Origin of the sequence: Borreliella japonica, from assembly GCF_030438115.2 — a bacterium.
GTDB classification, from domain to species: domain Bacteria; phylum Spirochaetota; class Spirochaetia; order Borreliales; family Borreliaceae; genus Borreliella; species Borreliella japonica.
The window spans coordinates 1-26,180 of record NZ_CP124059.1; the positions used below are offsets into that span (position 1 = coordinate 1).

27 protein-coding genes are annotated in these 26,180 nt (G+C 26.3%); 14 read left to right on the forward strand and 13 right to left on the reverse strand.

All coding sequences use genetic code 11. The features are described from left to right. Positions 1 to 45 precede the first annotated feature (45 nt). Complete coding sequence (locus tag QIA21_RS00005; protein ID WP_301392606.1) at positions 46 to 327, forward strand: acylphosphatase; 282 nt, start codon at positions 46 to 48, stop codon at positions 325 to 327. Here QIA21_RS00005 and QIA21_RS00010 read toward each other — a convergent pair. From QIA21_RS00010 to celB, 3 genes are all read right to left on the reverse strand, one after another. Continuing rightward, positions 311 to 757 (reverse strand): hypothetical protein, encoded by a 447-nt coding sequence (locus QIA21_RS00010; protein ID WP_301392608.1) that lies wholly within the window; start codon positions 755 to 757, stop codon positions 311 to 313. The genes QIA21_RS00005 and QIA21_RS00010 overlap by 17 nt on opposite strands. A gap of 86 nt (positions 758 to 843) precedes the next feature. Further along, complete coding sequence (resT, locus tag QIA21_RS00015; RefSeq protein WP_301392609.1) at positions 844 to 2,193, reverse strand: telomere resolvase ResT; 1,350 nt, start codon at positions 2,191 to 2,193, stop codon at positions 844 to 846. Positions 2,194 to 2,447: 254 nt separating this feature from the next. Continuing rightward, positions 2,448 to 3,770: a PTS cellobiose transporter subunit IIC gene (gene celB / locus QIA21_RS00020; RefSeq protein ID WP_301392611.1), complete on the reverse strand. Its 1,323-nt coding sequence runs from the start codon at positions 3,768 to 3,770 to the stop codon at positions 2,448 to 2,450. 200 nt (positions 3,771 to 3,970) lie between these two features. Here celB and QIA21_RS00025 point away from each other — a divergent pair, with 200 nt between their 5' ends. From QIA21_RS00025 to QIA21_RS00035, 3 genes are read left to right on the forward strand one after another with little or no spacing between them, the layout of a single operon-like run. After that, the gene (locus QIA21_RS00025) at positions 3,971 to 4,318 is read left to right on the forward strand and encodes a PTS sugar transporter subunit IIA (protein WP_301392613.1); all 348 of its coding nucleotides are present in this window, start codon (positions 3,971 to 3,973) and stop codon (positions 4,316 to 4,318) included. A gap of 8 nt (positions 4,319 to 4,326) precedes the next feature. Continuing rightward, positions 4,327 to 4,644, forward strand: coding sequence for a PTS sugar transporter subunit IIB (locus tag QIA21_RS00030; RefSeq protein WP_091973559.1), 318 nt, complete (start codon positions 4,327 to 4,329; stop codon positions 4,642 to 4,644). A gap of 11 nt (positions 4,645 to 4,655) precedes the next feature. Next, positions 4,656 to 5,753 (forward strand): alpha3-beta1 integrin-binding protein, encoded by a 1,098-nt coding sequence (locus tag QIA21_RS00035; protein WP_301392615.1) that lies wholly within the window; start codon positions 4,656 to 4,658, stop codon positions 5,751 to 5,753. 20 nt (positions 5,754 to 5,773) lie between these two features. Here the strand turns inward: QIA21_RS00035 and QIA21_RS00040 are convergent, their stop codons facing one another. Beyond that, on the reverse strand, positions 5,774 to 6,355 hold the full coding sequence (locus tag QIA21_RS00040; protein ID WP_301392617.1) for a hypothetical protein: 582 nt from the start codon (positions 6,353 to 6,355) through the stop codon (positions 5,774 to 5,776). A 142-nt stretch (positions 6,356 to 6,497) separates the two neighbouring features. Between QIA21_RS00040 and QIA21_RS00045 the strand changes: the two genes are divergently transcribed. From QIA21_RS00045 to QIA21_RS00065, 5 genes are all read left to right on the forward strand, one after another. Then, positions 6,498 to 7,532: a hypothetical protein gene (locus QIA21_RS00045; protein ID WP_301392618.1), complete on the forward strand. Its 1,035-nt coding sequence runs from the start codon at positions 6,498 to 6,500 to the stop codon at positions 7,530 to 7,532. Between the two features lie 121 nt (positions 7,533 to 7,653). After that, a complete protein-coding gene (locus tag QIA21_RS00050; RefSeq protein ID WP_301392620.1) occupies positions 7,654 to 8,583 on the forward strand; it encodes a plasmid maintenance protein in 930 nt (309 codons plus the stop codon). Next, a complete protein-coding gene (locus tag QIA21_RS00055) occupies positions 8,573 to 9,091 on the forward strand; it encodes a DUF226 domain-containing protein (RefSeq protein ID WP_301392622.1) in 519 nt (172 codons plus the stop codon). The genes QIA21_RS00050 and QIA21_RS00055 overlap by 11 nt, the downstream gene beginning before the upstream one ends. Further along, complete coding sequence (locus tag QIA21_RS00060) at positions 9,067 to 9,834, forward strand: ParA family protein (RefSeq protein WP_301392623.1); 768 nt, start codon at positions 9,067 to 9,069, stop codon at positions 9,832 to 9,834. Before QIA21_RS00055 ends, QIA21_RS00060 begins: the two co-directional genes overlap by 25 nt. Positions 9,835 to 9,901: 67 nt before the next feature. Next, positions 9,902 to 10,450 carry a chromosome replication/partitioning protein gene (locus QIA21_RS00065; protein WP_301392624.1) on the forward strand — a complete coding sequence of 183 codons (549 nt, stop codon included), beginning with the start codon at positions 9,902 to 9,904 and terminating at the stop codon, positions 10,448 to 10,450. A 271-nt stretch (positions 10,451 to 10,721) separates the two neighbouring features. Here the strand turns inward: QIA21_RS00065 and QIA21_RS00070 are convergent, their stop codons facing one another. Continuing rightward, positions 10,722 to 11,219 carry an oligopeptide permease-like protein gene (locus tag QIA21_RS00070; RefSeq protein ID WP_301392625.1) on the reverse strand — a complete coding sequence of 166 codons (498 nt, stop codon included), beginning with the start codon at positions 11,217 to 11,219 and terminating at the stop codon, positions 10,722 to 10,724. A 599-nt stretch (positions 11,220 to 11,818) separates the two neighbouring features. Between QIA21_RS00070 and QIA21_RS00075 the strand changes: the two genes are divergently transcribed. Further along, positions 11,819 to 13,411 carry a peptide ABC transporter substrate-binding protein gene (locus QIA21_RS00075; RefSeq protein WP_301392626.1) on the forward strand — a complete coding sequence of 531 codons (1,593 nt, stop codon included), beginning with the start codon at positions 11,819 to 11,821 and terminating at the stop codon, positions 13,409 to 13,411. 59 nt (positions 13,412 to 13,470) lie between these two features. On the opposite strand, the gene QIA21_RS00080 is transcribed toward QIA21_RS00075, so the two are convergent. The 3 genes from QIA21_RS00080 to guaA form a co-directional block, all read right to left on the reverse strand. Further along, positions 13,471 to 13,599, reverse strand: coding sequence for a hypothetical protein (locus QIA21_RS00080; RefSeq protein ID WP_301392591.1), 129 nt, complete (start codon positions 13,597 to 13,599; stop codon positions 13,471 to 13,473). A gap of 102 nt (positions 13,600 to 13,701) precedes the next feature. After that, positions 13,702 to 14,916 (reverse strand): inosine-5'-monophosphate dehydrogenase, encoded by a 1,215-nt coding sequence (gene guaB, locus QIA21_RS00085; protein ID WP_301392593.1) that lies wholly within the window; start codon positions 14,914 to 14,916, stop codon positions 13,702 to 13,704. A 24-nt stretch (positions 14,917 to 14,940) separates the two neighbouring features. After that, complete coding sequence (gene guaA, locus QIA21_RS00090; protein ID WP_418905514.1) at positions 14,941 to 16,476, reverse strand: glutamine-hydrolyzing GMP synthase; 1,536 nt, start codon at positions 16,474 to 16,476, stop codon at positions 14,941 to 14,943. Positions 16,477 to 16,744: 268 nt separating this feature from the next. Here guaA and ospC point away from each other — a divergent pair, with 268 nt between their 5' ends. After that, positions 16,745 to 17,377, forward strand: a complete 633-nt coding sequence (gene ospC, locus QIA21_RS00095; protein ID WP_301392595.1) for an outer surface protein OspC — start codon at positions 16,745 to 16,747, stop codon at positions 17,375 to 17,377. Positions 17,378 to 17,668: 291 nt separating this feature from the next. Here the strand turns inward: ospC and QIA21_RS00100 are convergent, their stop codons facing one another. The 4 genes from QIA21_RS00100 to QIA21_RS00115 all read right to left on the reverse strand — a co-directional run bounded on the left by QIA21_RS00100 (position 17,669) and on the right by QIA21_RS00115 (position 21,563). Further along, positions 17,669 to 19,024 (reverse strand): NCS2 family permease, encoded by a 1,356-nt coding sequence (locus QIA21_RS00100; RefSeq protein WP_301392597.1) that lies wholly within the window; start codon positions 19,022 to 19,024, stop codon positions 17,669 to 17,671. 108 nt (positions 19,025 to 19,132) lie between these two features. After that, on the reverse strand, positions 19,133 to 20,488 hold the full coding sequence (locus QIA21_RS00105; protein WP_301392598.1) for an NCS2 family permease: 1,356 nt from the start codon (positions 20,486 to 20,488) through the stop codon (positions 19,133 to 19,135). Between the two features lie 81 nt (positions 20,489 to 20,569). Next, positions 20,570 to 21,076: a hypothetical protein gene (locus QIA21_RS00110; RefSeq protein ID WP_091973602.1), complete on the reverse strand. Its 507-nt coding sequence runs from the start codon at positions 21,074 to 21,076 to the stop codon at positions 20,570 to 20,572. Further along, the gene (locus QIA21_RS00115) at positions 21,051 to 21,563 is read right to left on the reverse strand and encodes a hypothetical protein (RefSeq protein WP_200780519.1); all 513 of its coding nucleotides are present in this window, start codon (positions 21,561 to 21,563) and stop codon (positions 21,051 to 21,053) included. Before QIA21_RS00115 ends, QIA21_RS00110 begins: the two co-directional genes overlap by 26 nt. A gap of 46 nt (positions 21,564 to 21,609) precedes the next feature. Between QIA21_RS00115 and QIA21_RS00120 the strand changes: the two genes are divergently transcribed. Next, complete coding sequence (locus tag QIA21_RS00120; RefSeq protein WP_301392601.1) at positions 21,610 to 22,305, forward strand: ImmA/IrrE family metallo-endopeptidase; 696 nt, start codon at positions 21,610 to 21,612, stop codon at positions 22,303 to 22,305. A 9-nt stretch (positions 22,306 to 22,314) separates the two neighbouring features. On the opposite strand, the gene QIA21_RS00125 is transcribed toward QIA21_RS00120, so the two are convergent. Then, entirely contained in the window at positions 22,315 to 22,866 is a 552-nt protein-coding gene (locus tag QIA21_RS00125; protein WP_091973607.1) for a hypothetical protein, read from the reverse strand. A gap of 101 nt (positions 22,867 to 22,967) precedes the next feature. Between QIA21_RS00125 and QIA21_RS00130 the strand changes: the two genes are divergently transcribed. Both QIA21_RS00130 and QIA21_RS00135 read left to right on the forward strand, forming a co-directional pair. After that, positions 22,968 to 24,212: an ankyrin repeat domain-containing protein gene (locus QIA21_RS00130; RefSeq protein WP_301392603.1), complete on the forward strand. Its 1,245-nt coding sequence runs from the start codon at positions 22,968 to 22,970 to the stop codon at positions 24,210 to 24,212. A gap of 297 nt (positions 24,213 to 24,509) precedes the next feature. Continuing rightward, positions 24,510 to 26,138, forward strand: a complete 1,629-nt coding sequence (locus tag QIA21_RS00135) for a PTS transporter subunit EIIC (protein WP_301392604.1) — start codon at positions 24,510 to 24,512, stop codon at positions 26,136 to 26,138. Positions 26,139 to 26,180 lie beyond the last annotated feature (42 nt).

A 26,180-nucleotide genomic window follows, 5' to 3' on the forward strand; every position in this document is an offset into this window, starting at 1 on the left:
TTTGAAATTTTTCTATTGGGTAGATTCTATGCAAAGAAGGTGATAATGTATAAACAGCAATATTTTATTTCTGGCAAAATCCAAGGTATTGGTTTCAGATTTTTCACAGAGCAAATAGCAAATAATATAGGGTTAAAAGGATTTGTAAAAAATCTAAACGATGGGAGGGTAGAAATTGTAGCTTTCTTTAACACTAAAGAACAAATAAAAAAATTTGAAAAACTATTAAAAAATGGGAATGGGCATTCAAATATTGAAAATATTGAAAAAAAACCTTTAGATGAAAACTATCCTTTTCAATTTAATAACTTTAAAATTTATTATTAGAACGTACTTCTTGTTTGACAAATGCCTTAACTTTTTTAGTCCTTAATTTAACATTGCTCACACCAGAATTGTTATTCTTAGAATAAAAAGCAGCAGATCTAAAAAAATGCTCAACTTTAAACTTCAGAAATTCTAAAGATTTCCTGTTTCTACAAAAGATATTCAAATTGCCATCAGAAAATTTAATATCAAGCCCACAATTACAAGATGTTTTTAAAAATTTACATGAAATAAAACTACCATTTGAACCATGCCTATTAAAAAGAATAAAATATTTTTTACCTCTTTTGGAATCTTTAAAATAAATTTTAAGCCAATCTCCTGCTGGCTTAACTGAAGCCAGTTTATCATAAAGATAAGAAATATAAATCGTTCTATTGTCATTAGATTTTGAAATTTTTTTAAAGAAATAACGAAGACCTATTTTCATATCAATTATATGATATCTTATTAATAAAATATTTCCTAATATTTTATTAATGTATTAACAATAACTAAAATTCAAATAAGCAAAAACTATAATTTATAATTAAAAATTATAGATAAGTATTCTGTAAGTTTTATGTAGTTATAATTGTATCCGTATGTAGCTTTAAAAGCTTTGCGAATTTTAACATTTAATCCTCTAACCATTGCTAAAGTTTCTAAATTATCCTTCAACATCAAATTTTTAATTACAATCAAAGTTTTAATATAATTATCATCAAAAATACGATGTTCTTTTATCAAACTTTCTAAACGATCCATTGTAAGAATAGAATAGGTGGCTTTACGTCTAACATATGTATAAATTCTTTGATTAAGCAATTTTAATAAGTTGCTATCTGCCTTATCATCTAAATTATCTAAAACATACCGATTATAATGAAAGGCTGTTGTTATATCATTTGGCTCGTGTCCTAAAACCTTTGTTATCCAATAATTCATTTCCATGTTTTTGGGCGCAAATGCAAGATAAGAAAATTTACAATAAATAGCTCTGCAAAAATATACAGATTCTTCGGGAGCAAAAATGTTGTTAAAAATTTGACGAAACAATCTATTATAACTGTATGCAAGATTTGAAGAGATTAACTCTTTAGTCAGATTCTCAGTTTGCTCCATATAGCGTATTTCTTTTATAGAATTAATAATTAATTCGGGATCTGCAAAAACTGGAAAAACAACTTCATTAATAATATTATTTTCTCGCTTTTTTGCAATAACCTCCATACGAATATGATTTTTATCTGCAATATAAAATTGAGAAAGCTTCATTACTTCAACAGGACGACGACCTATTGCCATTAAAACCCCATAAAATTTTAACCTAATGTCTCGGCTTTGATTTAGCAAAAGCTTAATTATTTCAATATAGGTATTTAAATTAATTTTAACAAATATCTGTTCTTTTCTATAATTATTAATTTTTTCAATTTTATATTTATGAGCATAATCATTTAACCATTTTGGAGTTATAAACAAATCTATAAAATATTGAAAATAGGGCTTCTCATTATTAATTTGATTTAAAAATATTAACTCTTCTATTTTTTTCTGGTCTTTAATTCCTATATTTTTTAATTCTTTTATTTTTTTTGATTTCCAAAAAAATAAAAAAGTATTGTCTCTTTTAATCTTTTCAATTACCGAAAGATTAATATATTCTTTAATTATTTTACGGGTTTTCGAAAGATTTAATATTATTGAACGATTGGTAAATTTATCTTTTCTAAAAAGAATAGCTTTGTGATTTTCTGCAAGAATTTTTATTTTTTCTTTCAATTTTAAATACGAAAGCTCATTACTGAGATATCTATTATATAGAATTTCTAATTCTTTTCTAAATATTTCAAAATCATTTTTTATCTTCACTTTTGGAGGCATGTTAATTTAATTATACCAAGTTTAAAATTTTTAACTAAGTAAAAAATTACTGACTTTCTAAAAACATACCTATTTATTCAGTTAAATTATGCAATATTGTAATTTACTGAATAAACATCATCTTTGATGATGTTTATTCATACTAGGCAATAAAAAATTTTAAATAAATTTTTTATTGCCTAAAAAAGAGCTATCTACAAATAGCTCTCTGGTATTTTCATCACAAGTTTTGCAATAACAATTCAAAAAATTTACTATTCTTTTTCCTGTAAAAGCAAAACCTTATCATATGCCTTTATAAAGGGTAAATACATAAATACCGAAATAATTAATAATAATAAAACCAAAACAAAAGCTTTAATATCAAGCCCTGTAGAAAAAAAAGCCGCAATAGGGGAAGGGGTTGTCCATGGAACCAGAGTTCTGACTTTTTCAATAATTCCAAAATTAGTAAGAGTATATGCAACAATTATATTAAATATAGGAATAAATAAAAAAGGAATACCTAATATGGGATTTAAAACTATTGGTGCCCCAAACATAATAGGTTCATTGATATTAAAAAGACCAGGAGCAAACGAAAGTCTACCTATGGCCTTTAGATGCTGAGATTTACTAAACATCATAGCAATAACAAGGCCTAAAGTTGCGCCACTACCACCAATGTACACAAACGAATCAAGAAATCCCCCCGCTAAAATATGAGGAAGTGGAAGATTGTCAGAAAGAGCTCTAATATTAGAATCAAGATTTGTCAGAATTATAGGATTAAGCAAGGCAATAATAACATTGGTACCATGAAGACCACAAAACCACAACATATGAACAATGAAAGAAATCGTTAAAGTCCCAACTAAAGTATCGCTAATTCGCAGAACGGGCCTAAACATGTTCATAATTATTTCGGGGAAAAGGCTTCCTACAGAACTTTGAATAGCAATATTAACACTTTGAGCTACAATTGAAAGTACAATAACAGGAACTAAAGCTTCAAAAGATTTTAAAACAGCAGGCGGAACAGACTCTGGAAGTTTAATTGCCATATTTCTTTGAACTAAAAATTTATAAACTTCAACAGAAAAAATAGCAGAGATAATAGCTGTAAATACTCCTTGAGCACTAAAATATCTTGCATCAATTACAGGAAACCACGCATTAGGCTGAATTCCCCATTTAGCAGAATCCCCCCCGTAAGGTATCCAATCTGATTGACCAGCTAAAATTAAAAATGTATAAAGAGACAGGAATCCCCCCGTAATCCCACTAAGTTTGTAATGATTAGATAAGTTGTAACCAATACCAAAAACAACAAATATGGACATAATACCCATACTTACATAAAATGGCTGAACAAGATTTCCTTTATATTTGGCCATTATATCAACATACCACTGTTGATATAATAATGTTCCAGAATCTGTAAAGGGCAAATTAACTAAAAGCAAAATAAAAGAACCAACTATCAAAAAGGGCATAGAAAAAGTAAAACCATCTCTTAAAGCAATTAAATATTTATTTGAACCAATTTTACTAGCAATAGGAACTAAAGTAGTTTCAATAAAATCTTGAAAATTCATAAAAACCATCCTCCAATAAAAACTAATTTAAAATTATATTAACAACCTATAACATCAATTAATAATATAATTTAATTAATACCAATTATATCAAAATCTTTATATTATTTATTTTAAATAAATAATATATATTATATAATATAATATATATTAAACAATGTTAATTATTAATTTATAAATAAAAGGAGTATATTTTATATATGAATAAAAAAATATATAGTGTAGAAGAATTAATAGATAAAATAAGCATGCCTGTTGTAGCTTACTCCGGTGAAGCTAAAAGCTTTCTAAGAGAAGCTTTGGAATACGCTAAAAACAAAGACTATGAAAAAGCAGATCTTACTATACAAGAAAGTAGAAACTCTATTGCAAAAGCTCATGAGACACATAGAGAAATAGTACAACAATCAGCCACTAATCCAAACTCTGTTAAAACACCTTTTATTTTAATTCATGCTGAAGATCATTTAATGTCTGCAATTTCAGAATTAAGCATTTTTGAAGAATTAATCAATGTTTACAAAATAATAAATGAACTAAAAAAATAGGAAAGAATATGAACATATTACTTGTATGTGGAGCTGGAATGTCCACAAGTATGCTGGTGCAAAGAATTGAAAAATATGCCAAAGCAAACAATATAAATGCAAAAATTGAAGCTATTGCTGAAACACGACTTGGTGAAGTTATTGACCGCTTCGATGTCGTTTTACTTGCACCACAGTCAAGATTCAATAAAAACAGACTTGAAGAAATCACAAAACCAAAAGGAATTCCAATTGAAATAATTAACACGATCGATTATGGAACAATGAATGGGGGAAAAGTATTGCAACTCGCAATTAATGCACTTAAGAATAAAAGTTCTTTTTGAAGAAGGTTAAAATGAAAGAAATTGGAATATCCATATACCCTAATGTAAGCCCTAAAAATAAAATTATCGAATATCTTGAGAAAAGTGCTCATTTTGGATTTACTCAAGTATTTACCTCTTTGCTCTATATTAACGGAAATGAATTTGATATGTTCAAAGAATTACTCAACATTGCAAACAAGAACGGAATGAAACCTATTATTGATATAAGCCCCAAAATCTTCAAAGAATTGGAAATCGATCTTTCAAATCTTAGAAATTGTCCAAAACTAGATTATTTTAAAAAACTTGGTGCTTGGGCAATTAGATTAGACAACACATTTACGGGTATTGAAGAGTCATTGATGACTTTTAACGATTCTGACCTTAAGATTCAGCTTAACATAAGTAATATAAATAAACATATTGATACAATAATGTATTTTAAACCTAATATACAAAATTTGCTTGGATGTCACAATTTTTATCCCCACAAATATACAGGACTTTCAAGAACCTTCTTTAAAGAAACAACAAAAATATTTAAACATTATTCAATTCCAACAGCTGCATTTATTAGCTCTAGCAATGCAGAAGAATGTGCACGAGGAAAAGAAAAAGAAGGTGTTCCTACACTAGAATCACACAGATTTAAAGATATAGAAACACAGGCAAAAGATCTTTTCAAAGAAGGCATAGACACTGTCCTAATTTCTAATTGTTTTCCAAGTGAAACGGAACTAAAAAAAGTCTCAAAAGTAAACAGAAATGTTTTAGAGCTCAAAGCAGAATTAAATCCAAAAGCAACTTCAGTGGAAAGAGAAATAATACTTGAAAATTTACATTTTAATAGAGGAGATATTAATTCTTATAGAATTCGATCAACTATGCCAAGAATGTACTACAATAATAAAAAATTTCCTGTTCATTCCCCAAATGAAATCAAAAAGGGAGACATCTTAATAGACTCTTCAGAATATTTAGGTTATGCAGGAGAACTTCAAATAGCACTAAAAGATACCCCAAACAATGGCCTTATAAACATAGTTGGTAAAATAGTCAATGACGAAATATATCTGCTTGAAAAAATAGAACCTTGGGAAAAATTCAAAATAATAGAAACCAAATAAATATCCTAATAAAGGTTTATTTATTGTAAAAATTTTTCAATTGATTTAAGGACATAATAATAAATAGTAATGTAAGATTCTTTTAAATCAAAATTTCTAGAACTGTCAAGAAAATATATAAATTCATTAGTAGCAGAGTTGAGATCCTCAATATAATTCTTAAGTTCAAAGTCCAAATTAATAGCTTTTATATCATCCAAATTAAAAACAATTTCTTTGTTAAAACTATTAATAACGTTAAATTCAGGTTCATTTGAATTTAAATTAGAAATTGTTAATTTAAATTTATGATCAAAAAAAATAACAAAATCATAGGTTAACAAACTTGCTTTTTTAGAACTTAAAGCCAATTTCATTATAATATTATTATTAAATTTATCTAAAATAAAAAAATAAGAATAAGAACTAATATCTTTAATAGAATTAAAATAATCCTTAGTATGAGTGCCTGTTTTAAATTTACCATTTCCCAACGATTCATATAAATCAATCTCAATTTTCATTGCTTCATCTAAAGATTTAATAAAAACTGAAGATGCACTAATATTGCATGAAAATAAAAAAAAGAATAAAGGTAAAAAGAAAATTATTTTTTTTTTCATTTAAGATTTACTCATAAAATATACTAATATTAATTAAAAACTTACATAAAAAGTATAACAAATTCTTTAATAATTAAAATCAAAAAGAATATAATTATTGCACTAGAATTACATTTATATAGAATCACTTAAGGAATAAAAAATGAAATACCTTAAAAATATTTCCTTATTATTAATTTTAGGTTGCAAATCCATTTCAAATGGTAATTTCAATCTACATGATACAAGTCATAAATTAGGAAAACTAAAATTTCAAGAAGACTCAATAATAAGCAGAAATTATGATGATAAAATATCTATTGTGGGAATATATAACCCCTTAACAGAAAAAGAAAATTTTAAAGTCAATATTTATATAGGAAAAAAAGGACTACAAATAAATCCTGAAAGTATTTTGATAAATGAAGAAAAAATTAATTACTTAGAATATAAAGCAGAACTTAAAGTACAATCCAGCTTTAATAAAAGCATTATTAGTATTTCACTAACTAATTCAAGAGATCTATTAACCCACATTTATGATAAAAGTATAGGAAAATACATTAACATCGACTTTCAGGACAATTGGAATGTATCGCATAGCACAAAATTCAACAAGAAGCATATTTTAGAATATTTAACAGATTTTGATAAAGAAACTAAAATATCTAAAAGCATATTGCAAAAACGTATTGATAATAGAAAAATTGAAATTGAAAAAACAGAGCTTAAAACAGAATATAATGATATAGAAGATTATTATATCTATAGCATGCAAATTCCAAAATTATTTGAAAAATCGAATACCCCCTTAGAAACTTACGAAGCATTTATTATAGCAAATTATTACCCCTACGAAAATTTAAATATTCTGTTTTTAAATTTAAGCTTATACTCTGATCAATTACGCTTTCTAAATTCTATTTATGATGAAAATGATAGAAAATTAAAAATTGAGCCTCCCATGAGAACTTTAAAGGATTCAAAAACAATAAAAGAAACATTAAATATAGTATTAAGTCCACAAAAGATAATCGAGCTGACAAAAAACATTGAAAAGGGTATTACTTTAAAATTAAAATCTTACGGAGAAAAAGGTGAATTTATATTTGAAATATACAAACCACTTCTTCTAAAATTCTTAAAAGAAGTGGATCATTGTATAAAGAATTTACAATCAAGCAGACATAAATTTTAACTTATTGAATCTTTACTGCTTGATTGTAAATTCAACAATAAAACTTTACTTTTCTTAATAAGTGTATTATTATTTATTGCAATGCTTAATGCAATAAAAGATCAAACGATAGGAGCTTAAAATGTATCAATTAACAACTAATAAGACGCCTTTTAATAAAGTAGTAGACAGAAGATTGAAAATATTTTGGGTCATTCAAAAACTAAGCGCTAACTACTTTATATCAAGAAAAAAATACTCTCTAAGCAATGTTGTAGTAATGACAAATTCTATATTGGAGAAAAAAGGTTTTAAAAAGGTTACTAAAAGAACAATACAAAACGATATAAAAATTTTTGAAAATTTGGGATTAATTAAAAGTCATTTCAATCCACTTGGAAAAAACAATGGTAGCTTTACTTACTACACAATAAATAAAGCCCTTGAGAAATTAGCAAAAAAAATTATTAGTACCGAATATTTTATGAATAAAAGAATTAAACATGAGAAATCAAAAAACAAGGAACTAGAAAAAATCAAAATAATAGAAGAATCTCAAAAATACAAAATTTCATATCAAATAAATTCACATCTATTAAGTAACAATATAAGTAAAAATTACAAGAATTCTGAATATTTCTGTAAAAAACAAAACATAAAAAAAACCATAAACTTCCTGGAAAAAGAAATTAAAAAAAAATCAAAAGAAATAAATTTAGAAGAAATAAAAAAAATCACAGAAAACACAACAAGCTACAAAAATTCATTATGGAACTTAAAAGATTTTATGGAAGAATTATATCAATATGAAGAAACAAAAGTAATAAAATTCTTCAAAAAGAATTTGGAAAGAAAGAAAAAAAAAATATGGTTTATGGCAAAAAACTTTAAATATACAGATTTTAATGACTTGATAATAGAATTTAAAAATAAAAACAAAATAAAAAAAAAAGAAAAATTTGAACACGAAAACCAAATTCACAAATCAAATAATATAAAAAATGCAATTGTATTAATGAGAAATCTTATAAAAAATCAAAAAATAAAGTATAAAAAAACCAATGAAAAATAAAGAACCTAAAAGAAAATTTTTTAACAAAATCGAAAGATTAGAAAACAAAATTATTTATCATACTAAAATCTTTAGTATGATAAATAATTTTGAAGCAAAGCCCAAAAAAGGAAAATTTTGGCTATGTTTCAGAAACATCTTCAACAATAAAAAATACGAAAGCTTTCATTTATTTTCAATAAAAGAAAATGACAAATTCTTAGGAATTTTTTATGGCTTTATAAACCTTTCAAAACCATTCATAATAAATTACTCAGAAAAAGGAGAAAAAAAAACTATAAGATTAAAAAAAATATTTTATATGGAATTCAAATTTAAAAAAGGAAGTGTTTTTTGTTACTTAAGAAGTCTATATATACTAACCAAAAATAAAAATAAAAATAAAACTTTTTATAAATCTCTTTTAGAAAGAACTTTAAAAATTGAAGAAGAAATACATAAGTTTTATAGTAAAAAATATGAAAGCAATAAAGGAATATTAAATTGGATGAAAAAAAACCAAAAATAATAACCATAGCATCAATAAAAGGAGGAGTAGGAAAAAGTACAACAGCATTAATGTTTACAAACATACTTTCCAAAAAAAATAATAATAACAAAATATTATTGATAGATTTAGATCCACAAGCAAGTAGCACAAGTTTCTATATTAATATTATAAGAGAAAATAATCTTAGCTTAAAAGACATTAATATTTACAAAGTTCTTAAAAAAGAAATAGATATAGAAAATTCTATAATTAAAATAAATAGCAATACCGATTTCATAGCAAGTCATATAAACTTAAGCAAGTTTAATGAAGAAAATATCTCATTAAAGGAAAATTTACTAAAAATTTTTTTAAGTTTTATTCAAAATAGATATAACTACATTATAATGGATACAGCACCTACATTAGGAAGTTTGCTCAATAATAGCTTGATAATCACAGATCATTTAATTATACCTTTACCAACAGATCAATGGGCAATTGAAAGTTTAGATTTAATAACCAGTAGACTTCACGATCTTTTTAGAAAGGACTTGCCAACATTTTATTTGATAACCAAATTTATTGAAAGACAAAATATTGATAAAGAACTTAAAAAGTTTATTGAATGTGAATATAAAGATAGATTCTTAGGAAGTATACCCAAAAGGGATAATTTACGTAAAGCTATTTTTTATAGAGAAGACTTTAATCCAAATGAAGATTATTATAAAGCTTACGAAAGTGTGCTTGAAAATTTTTTAAGTATACTTTCAAATTAGTTCCATATGGAACTAGCAGTTCCATATGGAACTAATTTGAAAGTATACAATGGAGTAAAAATAACCAATGAAATTAAATAAAAAAATAGAAATTGTTAAAAGGGTTGAACTCAATGAAAATGAAATTAAAAAAACCAGAGAATCCAGATATTTAAAATTAAAAGAAAAACTACAAATTTTGATAAAAGAGGAATCTTATAATAAAATCGAAACGGCCCGAATTTTAAAAGAAATTAATGATAATAAATATTACGTTATTGACAAATATAAAAGCTTTGGTCATTTCATAAAAGATTATAATATTGCAAAAACTACTGTTTATAGATATATAAAACTAGCAATAGGAATTGACAGTGGTAAAATTAATTATGAACTAATTTTACAAAAAGGAATATATTACGCTATGCAAATTTTAGAAAATAATAGTATTATAGCTAATCCAAAGAGTATGTTAAATAAATCCTTTAGAATAAAAATTGAAGACGAAAAAAGCTTTGATTTTTATAAATCAAATACTAACTTTGTAAGTTTCTTGTTAAAAGAGTTATATTATGACAATCAAAAATTACTTGAAAATATTAAAAATAAATATGACAATTTAAGAAATAAAAAATAATATTCTAAATCTATAAAATAGAGCTACACATAAAAAATGTTTCAAAAACACTTTACAAAAAAATAAAATACTATATAATAGTCTATATAGATTGAGATGCAATGTCTCGCTCTTGTTGTTTGATTAGAATAATAAGTTGGCTACCTTGCGGTAGCCTTTGTCATTTTCACAAATTATTAATATAGAACTTATATATCTTTTATATAAACTTTATTTTTCAAAAAATACTTGTTCTAAATAGGAAATAAAAAATCAATAAAGATCATAAAAATCAATTTTTATATTCTTTGTTTTCAATTGATTCAATCATTACTAAGAAATCCAAAATTTTATATTTTTTCAAGCTTAAATCTTCTAATCCAATCTTAATTTTAATTTCATCGTTTTTATAGGAAGCATCTTCTTCTTTTACCATCCTTTCTAATAAAGACTTGGACAAAACAAATGAGGAATAATTAATCCAATTTCCAAAAAAATGGTTATTATCTCTTTTGTGACTTATTTTTCCTTCAATTCTAGTTCCATCTGGTAGCAATAAAGGCGTATGCTCTGCTATACTATGGTTCCTAAACTTTGTATATAAAACTATTTTAGTTATTCCCGTTTTATAATTAAAAATCCCTTTAAGTTCTGCATTTTTGTTTAAACTTTGGTATATTCTAAATGTTTTTCCAAATTGATCATGCTCAACGTTTAAGGAAGTGCAAGATATTAATAAAAAAAATACCAACAATTTTAAAAATTTTAATTGATCTCGATATAATTCCATATTCCTCTCCTTTGGTAAAAAAATTATAGATTAATGAACATAATAATATATTTTTTATTAGATCATTGCAAACAATTTTAATAAATTAATCATTATTTTTTAACATAATTTTTTTGGAAAAATAGATTCATAAAATTTGTTTTCCAAACTATTTAATGTTTTTTCATCAATATTGCGAGTATTTTAAAAATACTCGCAAAGCTAGTTTTAATAAATAAAAGGTTGGTTTTAATTTTTGAGTCCTTGTTTTTAAGGCTTTTTGGTTAAGATTTTTGTTTAGTATTGCAGTATATTGCTTTTATAGCAACAAAATTGCTATAAAGAACTTTTATTTCCAGAAAGGAATTATTAAATATAAAATTTAAAAACTATTTTTCTATAATTTAATAATGATTATAATCATTAAAACAATTGGAATATACCCATATAAAGATTGAAAATCGAAATGTAGTATATTTTCTTTTTAATAAGGAATAAAATATAAATGTTTTTTTAAGAATAGGCAAATGCTTTTAATAATGTTAATGTGAAATCACATTTCATATATAATAAAATATAGGCAAAAATTTGAATTTATAAAAACTTGTAAGGATGCTGATATGAAAATATTGATAAAAAAATTAAAAGCTTTGTTATTTCTCAATGTAATCTTATTTATTTCTTGTGTTAATGAAAATGATGGAAGCAAATTGGTGTTTAAACTAAATATTGGAAGTGAACCTGCTACTTTAGATGCTCAATTGATAAACGATACTGTTGGATCAAATATTGCAAGTCAAATGTTTCTCGGCATTTTAGATGGAGATCCCAGAACTGGGGGATACAGGCCAGGACTTGCTGAAAGTTGGGATATTTCTGATGAAGGAGCAGTTTATACGTTTCATTTAAGAGACAATCTTGTTTGGAGCGATGGAGTTGCTATTACTGCTGAGGGAATAAGAAAATCTTACCTTAGAGTTTTAGACAAAGAAACCGGTTCATCTCTTGTTAACATGATTAAGTCTACTATAAAAAATGCAGAAGAATACTTTGATGGTAAAGTGAATGAGTCTGATCTTGGAATTAAAGCTCTTGATGAGAAAACTTTAGAAATAACGCTAAAATCTCCAAAGCCATACTTTCTTGATATGTTGGTACATCAAACATTTATTCCTGTACCGGTGCACGTTATTGAAAAGTATGGACAGAATTGGACAAATCCTGAAAATATGGTTGTTAGTGGTCCTTTCAAATTAAAATCTAGAGTTTTGAATGAAAAGGTTGTTCTTGAAAAGAACAATAAATATTATAAATCTGAAGATGTTGCTCTTGACAACATTGTATTTTTTGTCACAGATAATAGCATTACAGCTTATAACATGTATTTAAATGATGAATTAGATGCAATTTTTAATAATGTTCCACCAGATTTAATTAAAGATCTTAAACTTAGAGATGATTATTACTCATCAGGTACTAATGTAACTTATTTTTATTCTTTAAATACCAAAGTAAAACCACTTGACAATGTTGAAGTTAGGAAGGCTCTATCTTTTGCTATTGATAGAAAAACTTTAACAGAGAGCGTTCTTAATGATGGTTCTATTCCTACAAGAAGAGCAACGCCAAATTATATTGATTACTCTTACGAAAGTAATTTAAGCTTATTTGATGCTAAAATGGCTAACGAGCTTTTGATGAGCGCAGGATATCCTAATGGTAAAAATTTCCCTTTATTGAAAGTAAAGTATAATATAAATGATATACAAAGAAAAATTGCTGAATTTATTCAAAATCAGTGGAAGAAAAATTTAAATATTAATGTCCAGCTTGAAAATGAAGAATGGTCAACATATATAAATAGCAGGGTAAATGGTAATTATGAAATAATAAGGGCGGGATGGTCAGGAGATTATGCTGATCCCATGACATTCTTAAACATTTTTAAAACCGAAAATACAGCTTTTTCATCCTATGGATATTCAAATTCTGAATACGATGAACTTTTAATAAAATCAGACCATGAAAGAAATATTTTTGAAAGACAGGAAATTTTAAAAAAAGCAGAGGCGATAATAATCGAAAGAGATTTTCCAGCTATATTTATTAATATAGCTTCTTCTAGTTATCTTTTTAGGAATGATAAGTGGAAAGGTTGGGAACCAAATGTTTCGGAGAGATTTGATTTATCTGAAATAAAGCCAGTTCAATAATTTATTGTTTATAGCTAGATCTTTTGAGTTAGCTATAAACAAAAATAAGAAATGAATTCTTAAAATAAAAATTCATTTCTTATTAATTTTATTATTTTAGAGTTATTATTTTTCAATAGGGTAAATGCTGAGTGTATTAATGCTAGAAAAAATATTGCAAAAACAGATGATATTGTTCTGTTTTTCATTATTCCTCTCTTATCAATGTTGTTATTCCTTCAAAAGGAGGATGCAATATTTTAATCTTTAAAAGATGGTAGTTATTTAATTTGATTAATATTTTTACGTTCTTATGGTATGTCAAAAACATCGTGAGGATGGGATTCTTTTAATGAAGAATGACTTATTTTTACAAACTTAGAATTTATTTTTAAATCAGATATTGTGATTGCTCCTAAATAACCCATTCCAGACATTAATCCACCTTTTAGTTGCGTCAAAATATCTTTTAGTTTCCCAGAATACGGCACCATACCTTCAATTCCTTCAGGGACTAATTTTTTAGGCTCGCTGTTTTCAAGTTGAAAATATCTTGATTTAGAACCTCTTTTCATAGCAGAAATAGAGCCCATTCCAACGTAAGATTTAAATTTTTTTCCATTATAAATTATTTCTTCTGAAGGAGATTCTTTTGTGCCTGCAAAAAGATTACCTATCATTACGCTATCAGCTCCTGCTGCAATAGCTTTAACCACGTCTCCTGAAAACCTAATTCCGCCATCTGATATAATGCAAATATTTGTGTTTTTGCAAACTTCATAAACATCGCAGATTGCTGTTATTTGGGGAACACCAACCCCTGCAACTATTCTTGTTGTGCATATACTACCCGGACCTATTCCTACTTTTAAACAGTCTGCTCCTGCGTTGATTAAATCTAATGCGGCTTCTTTAGTTACTATGTTGCCAGCAATAAGATCCAAGTTTGGATATTTGTTTTTAATTGTTCTGACAAGGTCTATTATTCTTGTAGAATGTCCGTGGGCAGAGTCTATGACAAGTAGATCTACATGTGCCTTTACAAGCTCTTCAACTCGTTCTGCAGTATCAATATCAATGGAAACAGCAGCTCCTACCCTTAGTCTATTATTTAAATCTTTACATGCATTAGGAAAATCTTCTTTATGTTCTGCATTTTTGTATATCTCGGGTTCTTTTAAATGTTGTTTGGTTAGAAGTATTTTGTTTGCTTGTTCCTTTGTATCCTTATTGGTGTTAATAGTTTTTTGGACTTTATATGTTTTTACTTTTTCTATTTCTTTTTTTTGATCTTCTATTGACATATTTTTATGTATAATTCCTATTCCTCCTTCTTTAGCAATAGCTATTGCCATTTGACTTTCTGTAACAGTATCCATAGCTGCGCTTAAAAATGGTATATTTAAAGTTATGTTTTTTGTCAATTGTGTTTTTAAGCTAACTTCACTAGGTAATACAGAGGATTTTCTTGGAATTAGAGACACATCATCAAAAGTTAAAGCTTCTTTTATTATCTTGTTTGTCATAAAGTTTCCTTTTTGTTGTTTTTATTATTCCCATTCTATGGTTGATGGAGGCTTAGAAGATATATCGTAACAAACTCTATTTATACCCCTAACTTCATTAATTATTCTTGAAGAAACTTTTTTTAAAAAATTATAAGGAAGTTCAGTCCATTCCGCAGTCATGAAGTCTTGAGTATTTACACATCTAATGACAGCTGTATATTCGTATGTCCTTTGATCCCCCATTACACCTACAGATTTGACAGGCAGTAATACAACAAATGCTTGTCTTATTTCATAATATAAATTATTTATAAAAAGCTCTTCTGTGAGAATATTATCTGCTTCTTGCAAGATATTGATCTTCTCTTGTGTTATTTCTCCAATTATTCTTATGGCAAGTCCTGGACCTGGAAATGGGTGTCTATAAAGAGCTTCTTTTTTAATTCCTAGATTTATTCCGATTTGAATTATTTCATCTTTAAAAAATTCATTCAAGGGTTCTAAAAGTTTTAAACGCATTTTATCTGGAAGTCCACCTACGTTGTGGTGAGATTTAATTTTTGAAGAATCATTATTTTTTGATTTAGATTCAATTACATCAGAATAAATTGTTCCTTGAGCTAAATATTCTATATTTTGATCTTCTAGAGTAATTTTTTCAAAAATATTTACAAATTCTTTTCCTATTATTTTTCTTTTTTCTTCAGGATCACTTATACTTTTTAAATGGTTCAGGAATTTTGCAGAAGCGTCAATGTATTTTATATTTAGATCATATTGATGCTTTAATTCTAGTATTTTTTTATCTTCATTTTTACGCAGTAATCCAGTGTTTACAAAAACACAGATTAAATTTTCCTTTATTGCCTTTTTTATAAGTAACGCGCAAACTAAAGAATCTGTGCCACCAGAAAGCCCCAAAATAACTTTTTTATTACCCACTTTAAGCTTAATTTTTTCTACAATGGTTTCTATATTGCTTTCTAATGACCAATTAGTTTGAGCTTGACAAATTTTAAAAACAAAATTTTTAAGTATTTGATCACCAAATTCAGAATGAGTTACTTCTGGGTGAAATTGTAGGCCATAAATTTTTTGAGTTTCATTCGATATGGAAGCAATACAATTTTTTGTAAAAGCTAACTGTTTGAAATTGTTGGGAATTTTTTCAATGCTATCTCCATGGCTCATAATAATCTGAAATTTGTTTGGAAGTTCTGAAAATAAAAGAGATTTTTCATCTTTTAGAAAGATTTCAGAGCTTCCGTATTCTTGTTTGCGGTCTTTAGATACTATACCCCCAAATAATTTAACGATTATTTGCATTCCATAACATATGCCTAAAACAGGTATTTTTAAATTAAAAATTTCCATGTTCAAGGTAGGGGCTTCTTTTAAATAAACAGAGGCAGGACTCCCACTTAGTATTATTCCCGCAATGTTCATATTTTTAATTTCTTTTAAAGGGGTACAGTAAGGCATTACTTTTGTATAAACGCCAATTTCTCTAATTCTTCTTGCAATTAGCTGACTATATTGAGATCCAAAATCTAATATTAGTATTGCGCGAGTATTTATCATACAAGTCCTTAAAAATAAGTAAAGGTTTTCTTATTAAATTAAAGCACATTTAATTAATTATAGCATATTTGGTTTTGCTTTTGTCAATTTTGAAATCAAATTAAGACTATTTGTTCGTCATATTTTAAATAATTTTTCAAGTTTTTCAAGTTAATTTATTGAAAAACTATTTAAAATATGACTCTTGAAAAATTATTTTTTTTATATAAAAAATTGAAAAGAAAAATTGTTGGACTAATAATTCATAAAAAGGAGGCACAAATTAATGAAAAAGAATACATTAAGTGCAATATTAATGACTTTATTTTTATTTATATCTTGTAATAATTCAGGGAAAGATGGTTCTACTACCAATCCTGTTGATGAGTCTGTAAAAGGGCCTAATCTTACAGAAATAAGTAAAAAAATTACAGATTCTAATGCATTTGTACTAGCCGTTAAAGAAATTGAGGCTTTACTTTCATCTATAGATGAACTTGCTACTAAAGCTATTGGTAAAAAAATACATAATGGCAATGATTTAGCTGCCGAAGCGAATAAGAATGGATCATTGTTAGCAGGAGCTTATGCAATATCAAGCCTAATAACACAAAAATTGAGTGTATTGAAAAATTCAGAAGAATTAAATAAAAAAATTGAAGAGGCTAAGAAATGTTCTGAAGCTTTTACTAAAAAACTAAAAGATAGTAACGCAGACCTTGGTAAAAATGAGGCTACTGATGAGGATGCAAAAAAAGCTATTTTAAAAACAAATGGGACTAAAGATAAGGGCGCTGATGAACTTGAAAAGTTGTTTAAATCAGTAGAAAGCTTGTCAAAATCAGCTCAAGAAGCACTAACCAATTCGGTTAAAGAGCTTACAAGCCCTGTTGCGGCAGAAACTCCAAAAAAACCTTAATTAAACCAATATATAAGATTTTTTTGTTTTAAAAAAGTAACTGGAAAAATAAAGTCAATATAGAGTCAAGAATTTTTCTTGGCTTTTATTTTTTTATATTTTTTAAAAAATTTCTTAAATCCATTTTAAATGGGGATTAAATGATTTTAAAGATAATGAGTAGTTTCTTTGGTTTTATGTTTTTATAAAGTTATTCAATAGGCGAAATGCTTTGATGCCAAAAACCTTTTTTTTATAATTTAGTTTGTTGAAATTGCAAATTTTAAATTTTTTTTATAAATAGCGAATCAGTTAATAACCGTAAATAAATTTAATAATAAAAATTAGGCACAGTATTACCATTATTGGTGAGATTTTATTTTTTTTATTTTCCAATAAATTAAGTATTATGTTTATTAAAACATAAAATATTATTCCAATGCTTATTCCCGAAGAGATATTGTATGTTAAGGGAATTAAAAAAAGTATTAAAAAACTGGAAATATTTTCTCTTATATTGGAGAAATTAATTTTTATTATTTCTCTGCACATTGAAAATCCTACATATATCAGTGCCGCAGCAGTTGCACTAGCAGGAACAGCAATAAACAATGGTGAAAGAAATATTGCAATAAAGAACATTATTCCCGTTACTATTGTTGTAAGTCCCGTTTTGCCACCTTCTTCTATTCCTGTGCAACTTTCAATGTATGCTGTTACAGTTGAAACTCCCATTATTGCTCCAACAGTAGTAGCAATGGCATCAATTAAAAATATTTTACCAACATTAGGAATTTTTCCGTTTTTATCTAACATGTTACCTTTTGCTGCTACTGCTATTAGGGTGCCTAAAGTATCGAATAAATCATTAAACAGCAAGACTAACACAATTGTAATAAAGCTCCAAAAATGTTTGCTTAATATGTAGGAAAAATCCAACTGATTAAATATTGGTTTAATAGATTCGAATCTTAAAATTCCGTCTGGAAAACGGATTCCAGCAGTAACTGCGCCTTCTGGATTAAAGATCGCATATGTCCAGGCTATGGCAGTGACTGAGCAAATTGCCCAAAGTATACTTCCTCGCACATTCATTTGTTCAAAAATTACAATAAAAAATAATCCTAAAAATGTAAATAAAACTTTCAAGTCAATGAATGATCCTATCCCAACCAATGTGGCATCATTTTTAATTATAATTCCTCCATTAACAAAGCCGATAAAAGCAATAAAAAGCCCTATTCCAACTGTGATAGAGTATTTTAAATTTACAGGTATGGAATTTGCAATACTTTCTCTAGCTCTTGATAGTGAAAGTACAATAAAAATCAGTCCTTCAGTAAAAACAGCAGCCAATGCAACTTGCCAAGGAATATTCATTCCAATTACTACAGAAAATGCAAAAAATGCATTAAGACCCATGCCCGGTGCTAGTGCAATAGGGGTATTAGTATAAAGCCCCATTAATATACTAGAAAATGCTGATGTTAAGCAAGTTGCAGTAACTAATGCACCAATTGGCATGCCTGTGCTAGATAATATTGCCGGATTAACAGCTATTATGTATGCCATACTTAAAAAAGTGGTAATACCCGCAATAATTTCTTTTTTATAGTCTATAGTGTTGTTTTTAAATTGAAATAACAATGTTTCTTTGGATTGATTCATCATAAATTGCTCCTCAAATTTTATTTTATACCAAAAATAACACCAACTCCATTTATTAAATTTGATCTGCTAGTGAAATGTGGTGATAAATTAAATTTTATAAAAACATCAATAGCCATAAATAAATTTAATAATAAAAATTAAGCACAATATTATCATTATAGGAGAAATTTTAATCTTTTCTTTGCTAAAAAGATTAAATGATAAATTTACTAAAATGTAAAATACTGCTCCAACAAAAAATCCTGAAGAAATGCTATAAGTTAGAGGAATTAAAAAAAATATTAAAAAGCTAGAAATATTTTCTCTAATATTAGAGAAATCAATTTTTATTATTTCTCTACACATTGAAAATCCTACATATATTAGTGCAGCAGCAGTTGCACTAGCAGGAACGGCAATAAACAGGGGAGCAAAAAAAACTGCAAATAAAAATAATACTCCGGTTACAACTGAAGTAAGGCCCGTTTTGCCGCCCTCAGCAATTCCTGTAAAACTTTCAATATAAGTAGTAACAGTAGAAACTCCCATTATTGCTCCAACAGTAGTAGCAATACCATCGACTAATAATATTTTTTTTGCATTAGGAATTTTTCCGTTTTTATCCAACATGCCACCTTTTGTTGTAACGCTTATTAAAATACCTACAGTGTCAAACAAATCATTGATCAAGAAAATAAAAACTATTGATATAAAAGTCCAAAAATGATCACTAAAAACATAGGAAAAATCTAATTGATTAAATATTGGGCTAATAGATTCAAATTTTAGAATCCCATTAGGAAGATGTATTCCAATAGATTTTGCACCTTCTAAATCAAATATTGCATATGTCCAAGCTGTAAGAGTAACCATACTAATTGCCCAAAGTATACTTCCTCGCACATTCATATGTTCAAAAATTACAATAAAAAATAATCCTAAAAATGTAAATAGAACTTTTAAGTTAATAAATGATCCTATTCCAACCAATGTGGCATCATTTTTAATGATGATGCCACCATTTACAAAACCAATAAAAGCAATAAAAAGTCCTATTCCAACTGAAATGGAGTATTTTAGATTTATTGGAATAGAGTTTATAATTTGCTCTCTTACCCTTAAAAAGGATAGAAGAATAAAAATTAGTCCCTCAACAAAAACAGCAGTTAATGCAACTTGCCAAGGAATATTCATTCCAATTACTACAGAAAATGCAAAAAATGCATTTAAACTCATTCCGGAAGCTAATGCTAGAGGTGTGTTAGTATAAAGTCCCATTAATATGGTAGAGAATGCTGCGGTAAGGCAGGTTGCAGTGACTAGCGCACCAATTGGCATGCCTGTGTTAGATAATATTGCTGGATTAACAGCTATAATATATGACATACTTAAAAAAGTAGTAATGCCTGCGAAAATTTCCTTTTTATAATTAATATTACTGTTTTTAAACTGAAAAAATAAATCTTTTACACATTCTACCATAAAACCTTCCTTTTTTATTGTTTAAAATATTTTAAACAATAAAAATCAACCTTTTTAACCCTTTAATTCTTTTTTAAAGATCTATTTAATATCATTAATCATATTGTTCTGAAGAAGAATATTTTCACTATCGGATAAGTTCGAAAATACAATAGTTTTAATAACCCTTTCAGAACTATTTGTAATAACAAATTTTCTAGCTTTAATAAGTTTTAAATAAGCTTTTAAAGAAATATCTTTTCCAACGCTAAAAAAGGTTTGAAGATATTTATAATCAATTAGCTTGTAACGATTAACTAGAAATAATGCAATTATATCATTTCCAACTTTTAAAAATAAAGGTTCTTTGTACCTTAAATTCCACTTATTAGAAATAGTAAAATAATGTCTTAAAGAAATTTTATTATTTTCTTTAATTAATTTGATATATTTGGAATCTTTTTTTAATTCAGGAATGCCTTCAAAAGATATTGTAGAACAAGACAATATTAAAAACATTGGATTAAAAAATAATAAATATTTTTTAAAAATTTGCAAAACAGACAATAATATGTAAATTTTTTTATAAAATTTTATTTTTAAATGCATATTCTAAAGTATTTTTAGTATTCTTGAAATTAACATCAATAAATCTTGGATCATATTGCAGAGTATCCTTAGTCCAAACTTGAAAAGAATCATCGTTAAATAAAAATACTAGCTTTTTGTAAGGAGTTAAAGCTTTTGACATAAGAGTGAAATTGTCTTTATCAAGATTAACGTATAAAAACTTAAAATTTCCAATGCTAACTACTTTAGAAATGGCAATACTTCCAATATATTTATTGTCTTGAATTAATTTCAAATATCCGTTAGTAAAATTTACATTTGAGTCTAGCATAACATTTAAAAAAACAGTAAATTTATTGCTAGATTTATCTTTTTTTATATAGATTTGACTATCTGGATAAAAATAAAGAAAATAATCTGCTCTTTCAATTTTTTCAAAATTCTTTTCTAAATCCTCGGCAATATTTAAAATCTTGCAAGAAAAACAAATAAAAACCATTAAAATCAAAGAAAAACTATATTTCATAATTAACTTATATTATACAATACAGAAAGGAGAGTATTTATATTGAATGAATAAAAACAGCTTCAGCTCTTATATTGAAAATTCCAAAGTCTATTCGGATTATATAATATCAAAACATAAAATATTACTTATTCCTGTTCCTATAATAAAAATTGCTATGGAAGAAGATCTTAAAATTTTTGAAATAAGTTTTCAAGATAAACATAAAGATTTTTCAGGATATATTAAATTAAATGAAAAATCTTTATATATAAATGAAAACATGAGTCTTGAAAATAAAAGATTTACAATAGCAAAGTACTTAGGACATTATTTGATGCATCAAGATCAAATTAAAAATCTATCTAAAAATGATCACTATTATAATGACATTCAAGATAACCAAATGGTAACAGAAGCCAATATATTTGCAACAAACATTTTAGTTCCAACAACCACATTGAAATTAAAATTATCTCAATATAAATTTAGAGAGTGCTCTCAAAAAACAATTGCAAAAGAATTTCAAGTAACCGAAAATACAATTTATTTGAAATTAAGCATACTTAATGATCTTAGCAAAATAGACAAAATAAAAAAGAATAAAAAATTTTTAAAAATTAAAAACACAAAACAAAAAATAGAAGCTAACATTTACATACATAATACAGATAAAATTAAAGAATCAATAGCTCTTGATTTGGAAAAATATGAACTTGGAAAAAAAGAACAACTTAAAAGAATATTTGAAGATCTAGAGTAAATTTTTTTTTTAAATTGAAAACTTTTTGAGTATGTATTCCATTTTTACATTAGCTAAAACTAAGTAATCTTTACTCTTAATAAGGGAATCTAAATGATTTTTTGCAATTACAATCCAATATTTATTATTCATAAATTTCTTAGCAGTTGGAAAATTTATTTTCAATGAAAAATTTTCCATAATTTTTTGTTTTTCAAGATAAGATAAAACTTCTGCCTTAAAAGATGCTCCTTGAGTCAAGCTATAAGCAATAAGTATTCTATATAATTTTCTATTATAAATAAAAAGGTCTTTAATAAAATTAATATTACTATTAAAATTAGATTCAGCAACATAAATATAATTACTATTTTGAATATCATTCAAACTTTCAAAGTCAGATGAACGATATAAATGTTCATAATCTTTTATTTTAAAATTTGAAATCTTTAAATCAGGATAATACATCAAAGATGTTAAGACAGTTAAATCTATTTTATCTTTTTCTGGTATTTCAACCAAAGAAATCGTTGAACAACTATAAAACAATAAAAAATAAACAGGAATTAAAAACTTCTTCATTTAGGCTTTAATTGTATGCTTTTAGTAAAATAAAGTAAAGTAAATAAAAAACATAGAAATATTTTGATATAATTTAAAAATAAACTTTAAAAGGATATAAAATGAGCTATTATGTGCTAAGCAAAATATTTCTATATTCTGGGTACCTTATTATTGGATTTCTATCTTTTACAATTTTCAATAAAAACTTACGAAATAAAATCAGAGATAAATTAAAAAATTTATACTTTCTATATTATGTAACTTTTTTTGCTCTTTTTGTTATCAGCTCAAATTTATCTTATCACTTTACTGAAAAGCAATTATTGGAAAATTTCAATAATTTTGAAAAAGAATTTATTGAAATACATAAGATAAACGAACAATTTTTTAAAAAGTACCTACTAAATTTTCCAGTACCAATAAGAATGGAGTTGATGTCAAAATTTGATCCAATATATACGGTGTTTAATGCTAGTTTTGAGGAATACGCTAAAAACATCGGTAAAAGTTCTTATGAAATTCAAACAAATTATAAAAATTATGCAAAAGCAACAAATTCAGAAATTAAGAAAAAATTAGAACAAATAAAAGAAAATATTACTCCTATTTATAATAAATATAAATTACCTATTCTAAACGGAGAAAATACAGAAATAAGTATCGATGAGAATGGGAATATTATTCCTGTTACAAAAGATACAAACGGACAAATAACAGAATTACTGTTTTACGATCAAAATTACAATTTAATTCCCTTTAGAGAATTTGAAAGCTACAAAGTCAGATTTAATCTGATCCCAGAAAATAAAAATATACACTTCAAAGAACTAATAAACGTTTACTATCTTGATGAAAGCAATATCATCACCCCCATAGAATATTATAAAAATAATATAGAAACTAGCCCTTATTACATAGACTTGCAAGAGAATAAAGATAATTTTCTTAAGACAATAAAAATCAAAAAAGAATATGGTTTGTATATTGAGAAAAAAAAGCAACTACAAAATTTAACTAAAAACGATAAACTCGATGAGTTTCAAGAATTTTTAGCAAAAAATAATAATATTTTTTCATTAAACACAATATTTTCTAACGGCAATCCAATATTTACCTATGCAATAAATGTAAAAGCAAAAAGTATTATAACTTATTTCATAACAAAAGAATTTAATATTAATTTAACAAATCAAAATTCTCAAACAGCTCTTCATAATGCCATAATTCAAAAATATGAATTGAAATTTATTCAATCACTTATCAAAAAAGGCGCTAATCCAAATATCAGAGATAGCGATAACAAATTACCTATAGATTACTCTGATAAAACTAGCGAAATCTATAAATATTTAATCGGAATTTAACTTTGTCATGCTAATTACCAATTAGCATGACAACAACGTTTTAAACCGAATTAATCCAATTTAATAAGCCATAAATTTAATTTGAAATAATTGCTAGCAAATAGCATGAAATTAAATTGAAAATAATCTTTAACACTTTTTATAAATACAAAATTTTATTAAACAGCAATTTAATATATTGTTATTTATTCAATGCTAATATTTACAAGATTGAAAAATCTTGTTAAGATATTAAGCGTATTATTCAAATTAATTGTTTTAATTAATTAACTTATACATAATAAAAAGGGGAAAATTATGTCGACATCATCCGCATCTATATCTATATTTACAATATTACAAAAAATAGGAAAAGCTTTTATGCTTCCTATAGCACTTTTACCAGCAGCCGGAATTTTATTGGGAATCGGAGGAGCATTTACTAACGAAACAATGATTCAAGCTTATGGATTAGAAGAAGTACTTGGAAAAGGAACTGTAGCGAACTCAATACTTTATCTTATGAAATATACAGGAGAAGTTATTTTTGCTAACCTTCCTTTAATGTTTGCAGCAGCAATTCCAATTGGACTTGCTAAAGTAGAAAAAGGAACAGCTGCTTTAGCAGGAGTAGTTGGCTTTTTGGTTATGCATCAAACTATAAATGGAATCTTGTACATACAAGGAATAACACCAGAAAGCGCAAGCTTAAAGGCACTATTGGAATTAGGAATGCCTGAAACGGCTGCAACTGCAAAAAGTCAGGAATATACAAATGTACTTGGAATATTCTCTCTTCAAATGAGCGTAATGGGAGGATTAGTAGCGGGATTTGTTGCTGTCTTTCTTCATAACAGATTTCATAATATTCAATTACCTACATTTTTAGCATTTTTTGGAGGTACAAGATTTGTGCCAATCATAACCACAATAACAATGTTTGCAGTAGGAATACTTTTAACATTTGTTTGGCCTTTTATCCAAAGTGCAATGACTTCATTTGGAAAAATTGTGGAACAATCGGGACTTTTTGGAACATTTGCATATGGAGCAATAAAAAGATCTTTAATTCCGTTTGGACTTCACCATATATTTTATTTACCATTTTGGCAAACAGCTGTTGGCGGAACATTGGAAATAAATGGAGAACTCATATCAGGAGCACAAAATATATTCTTCAAGCAACTTGCAGATCCCAATACTACACACTTTGAAGTTGCAAAAGGTACAAGGTTTTTCAGCGGAGAATTTGTTGTTATGATTTTTGGATTACCTGGAGCTGCACTTGCTATGTACCATACATCAAAGCCTGAAAACAGAAAAAACGTAGCTTCATTGCTACTATCTGCCAGCTTTACATCAATGTTGACAGGAATTACAGAGCCTCTTGAATTTGCATTCCTTTTTGCAGCACCAGCGCTTTATTACTTTATATATGTTCCCCTTTTTGGATTGGCGTATCTTTTAACACATCTTTTAAACGTAGGAGTTGGACTAACATTTTCTGGAGGATTTATAGATATGTTTCTATTTGGGATACTTCAGGGAAATAGCAAAACAAATTGGATAGCAATTCCCATCTTGGGAATCTTCTACTTTATTGGATTTTACTTTATATTTAAATTTGCAATCATGAAATTCAATTTTAAAACAATAGGAAGAGAAGATGAAGAAATGGAAAAAGATAAAATAAGTTTGGAAAAAACAAATTTATCAGAAACTGCTTCAAAGGTATTAGAAGGTCTCGGGGGAAAAGATAATATTACATATCTTGATGCATGTGCATCAAGACTAAGAATCAATCTAAAACAAATAGAATTCATTAAATCAGATGCATATTTTAAAAATCTGGGTGCTAGTGGAATATTAAGAAAAGGAAATAGTCTTCAAATTGTATTTGGGGGATTATCTGATAATATAAAAATGGAAATCGATAAGATTATGTGATATTTTTTAAAAATATCAAAACAGCTCTTCCAATAGAAAAAT

Coding starts and splice junctions, on each gene's coding strand:
- QIA21_RS00005 (WP_301392606.1), top strand. CDS start 46: ATGTATAAACAGCAATATTTTATTTCTGGCAAAATCCAAGGTATTGGT.
- QIA21_RS00010 (WP_301392608.1), bottom strand. CDS start 757: ATGAAAATAGGTCTTCGTTATTTCTTTAAAAAAATTTCAAAATCTAAT.
- resT (WP_301392609.1), bottom strand. CDS start 2,193: ATGCCTCCAAAAGTGAAGATAAAAAATGATTTTGAAATATTTAGAAAA.
- celB (WP_301392611.1), bottom strand. CDS start 3,770: ATGAATTTTCAAGATTTTATTGAAACTACTTTAGTTCCTATTGCTAGT.
- QIA21_RS00025 (WP_301392613.1), top strand. CDS start 3,971: ATGAATAAAAAAATATATAGTGTAGAAGAATTAATAGATAAAATAAGC.
- QIA21_RS00030 (WP_091973559.1), top strand. CDS start 4,327: ATGAACATATTACTTGTATGTGGAGCTGGAATGTCCACAAGTATGCTG.
- QIA21_RS00035 (WP_301392615.1), top strand. CDS start 4,656: ATGAAAGAAATTGGAATATCCATATACCCTAATGTAAGCCCTAAAAAT.
- QIA21_RS00040 (WP_301392617.1), bottom strand. CDS start 6,355: ATGAAAAAAAAAATAATTTTCTTTTTACCTTTATTCTTTTTTTTATTT.
- QIA21_RS00045 (WP_301392618.1), top strand. CDS start 6,498: ATGAAATACCTTAAAAATATTTCCTTATTATTAATTTTAGGTTGCAAA.
- QIA21_RS00050 (WP_301392620.1), top strand. CDS start 7,654: ATGTATCAATTAACAACTAATAAGACGCCTTTTAATAAAGTAGTAGAC.
- QIA21_RS00055 (WP_301392622.1), top strand. CDS start 8,573: ATGAAAAATAAAGAACCTAAAAGAAAATTTTTTAACAAAATCGAAAGA.
- QIA21_RS00065 (WP_301392624.1), top strand. CDS start 9,902: ATGAAATTAAATAAAAAAATAGAAATTGTTAAAAGGGTTGAACTCAAT.
- QIA21_RS00070 (WP_301392625.1), bottom strand. CDS start 11,219: ATGGAATTATATCGAGATCAATTAAAATTTTTAAAATTGTTGGTATTT.
- QIA21_RS00075 (WP_301392626.1), top strand. CDS start 11,819: ATGAAAATATTGATAAAAAAATTAAAAGCTTTGTTATTTCTCAATGTA.
- QIA21_RS00080 (WP_301392591.1), bottom strand. CDS start 13,599: ATGAAAAACAGAACAATATCATCTGTTTTTGCAATATTTTTTCTAGCA.
- guaB (WP_301392593.1), bottom strand. CDS start 14,916: ATGACAAACAAGATAATAAAAGAAGCTTTAACTTTTGATGATGTGTCT.
- ospC (WP_301392595.1), top strand. CDS start 16,745: ATGAAAAAGAATACATTAAGTGCAATATTAATGACTTTATTTTTATTT.
- QIA21_RS00100 (WP_301392597.1), bottom strand. CDS start 19,024: ATGAATCAATCCAAAGAAACATTGTTATTTCAATTTAAAAACAACACT.
- QIA21_RS00105 (WP_301392598.1), bottom strand. CDS start 20,488: ATGGTAGAATGTGTAAAAGATTTATTTTTTCAGTTTAAAAACAGTAAT.
- QIA21_RS00110 (WP_091973602.1), bottom strand. CDS start 21,076: ATGCATTTAAAAATAAAATTTTATAAAAAAATTTACATATTATTGTCT.
- QIA21_RS00115 (WP_200780519.1), bottom strand. CDS start 21,563: ATGAAATATAGTTTTTCTTTGATTTTAATGGTTTTTATTTGTTTTTCT.
- QIA21_RS00120 (WP_301392601.1), top strand. CDS start 21,610: ATGAATAAAAACAGCTTCAGCTCTTATATTGAAAATTCCAAAGTCTAT.
- QIA21_RS00125 (WP_091973607.1), bottom strand. CDS start 22,866: ATGAAGAAGTTTTTAATTCCTGTTTATTTTTTATTGTTTTATAGTTGT.
- QIA21_RS00130 (WP_301392603.1), top strand. CDS start 22,968: ATGAGCTATTATGTGCTAAGCAAAATATTTCTATATTCTGGGTACCTT.
- QIA21_RS00135 (WP_301392604.1), top strand. CDS start 24,510: ATGTCGACATCATCCGCATCTATATCTATATTTACAATATTACAAAAA.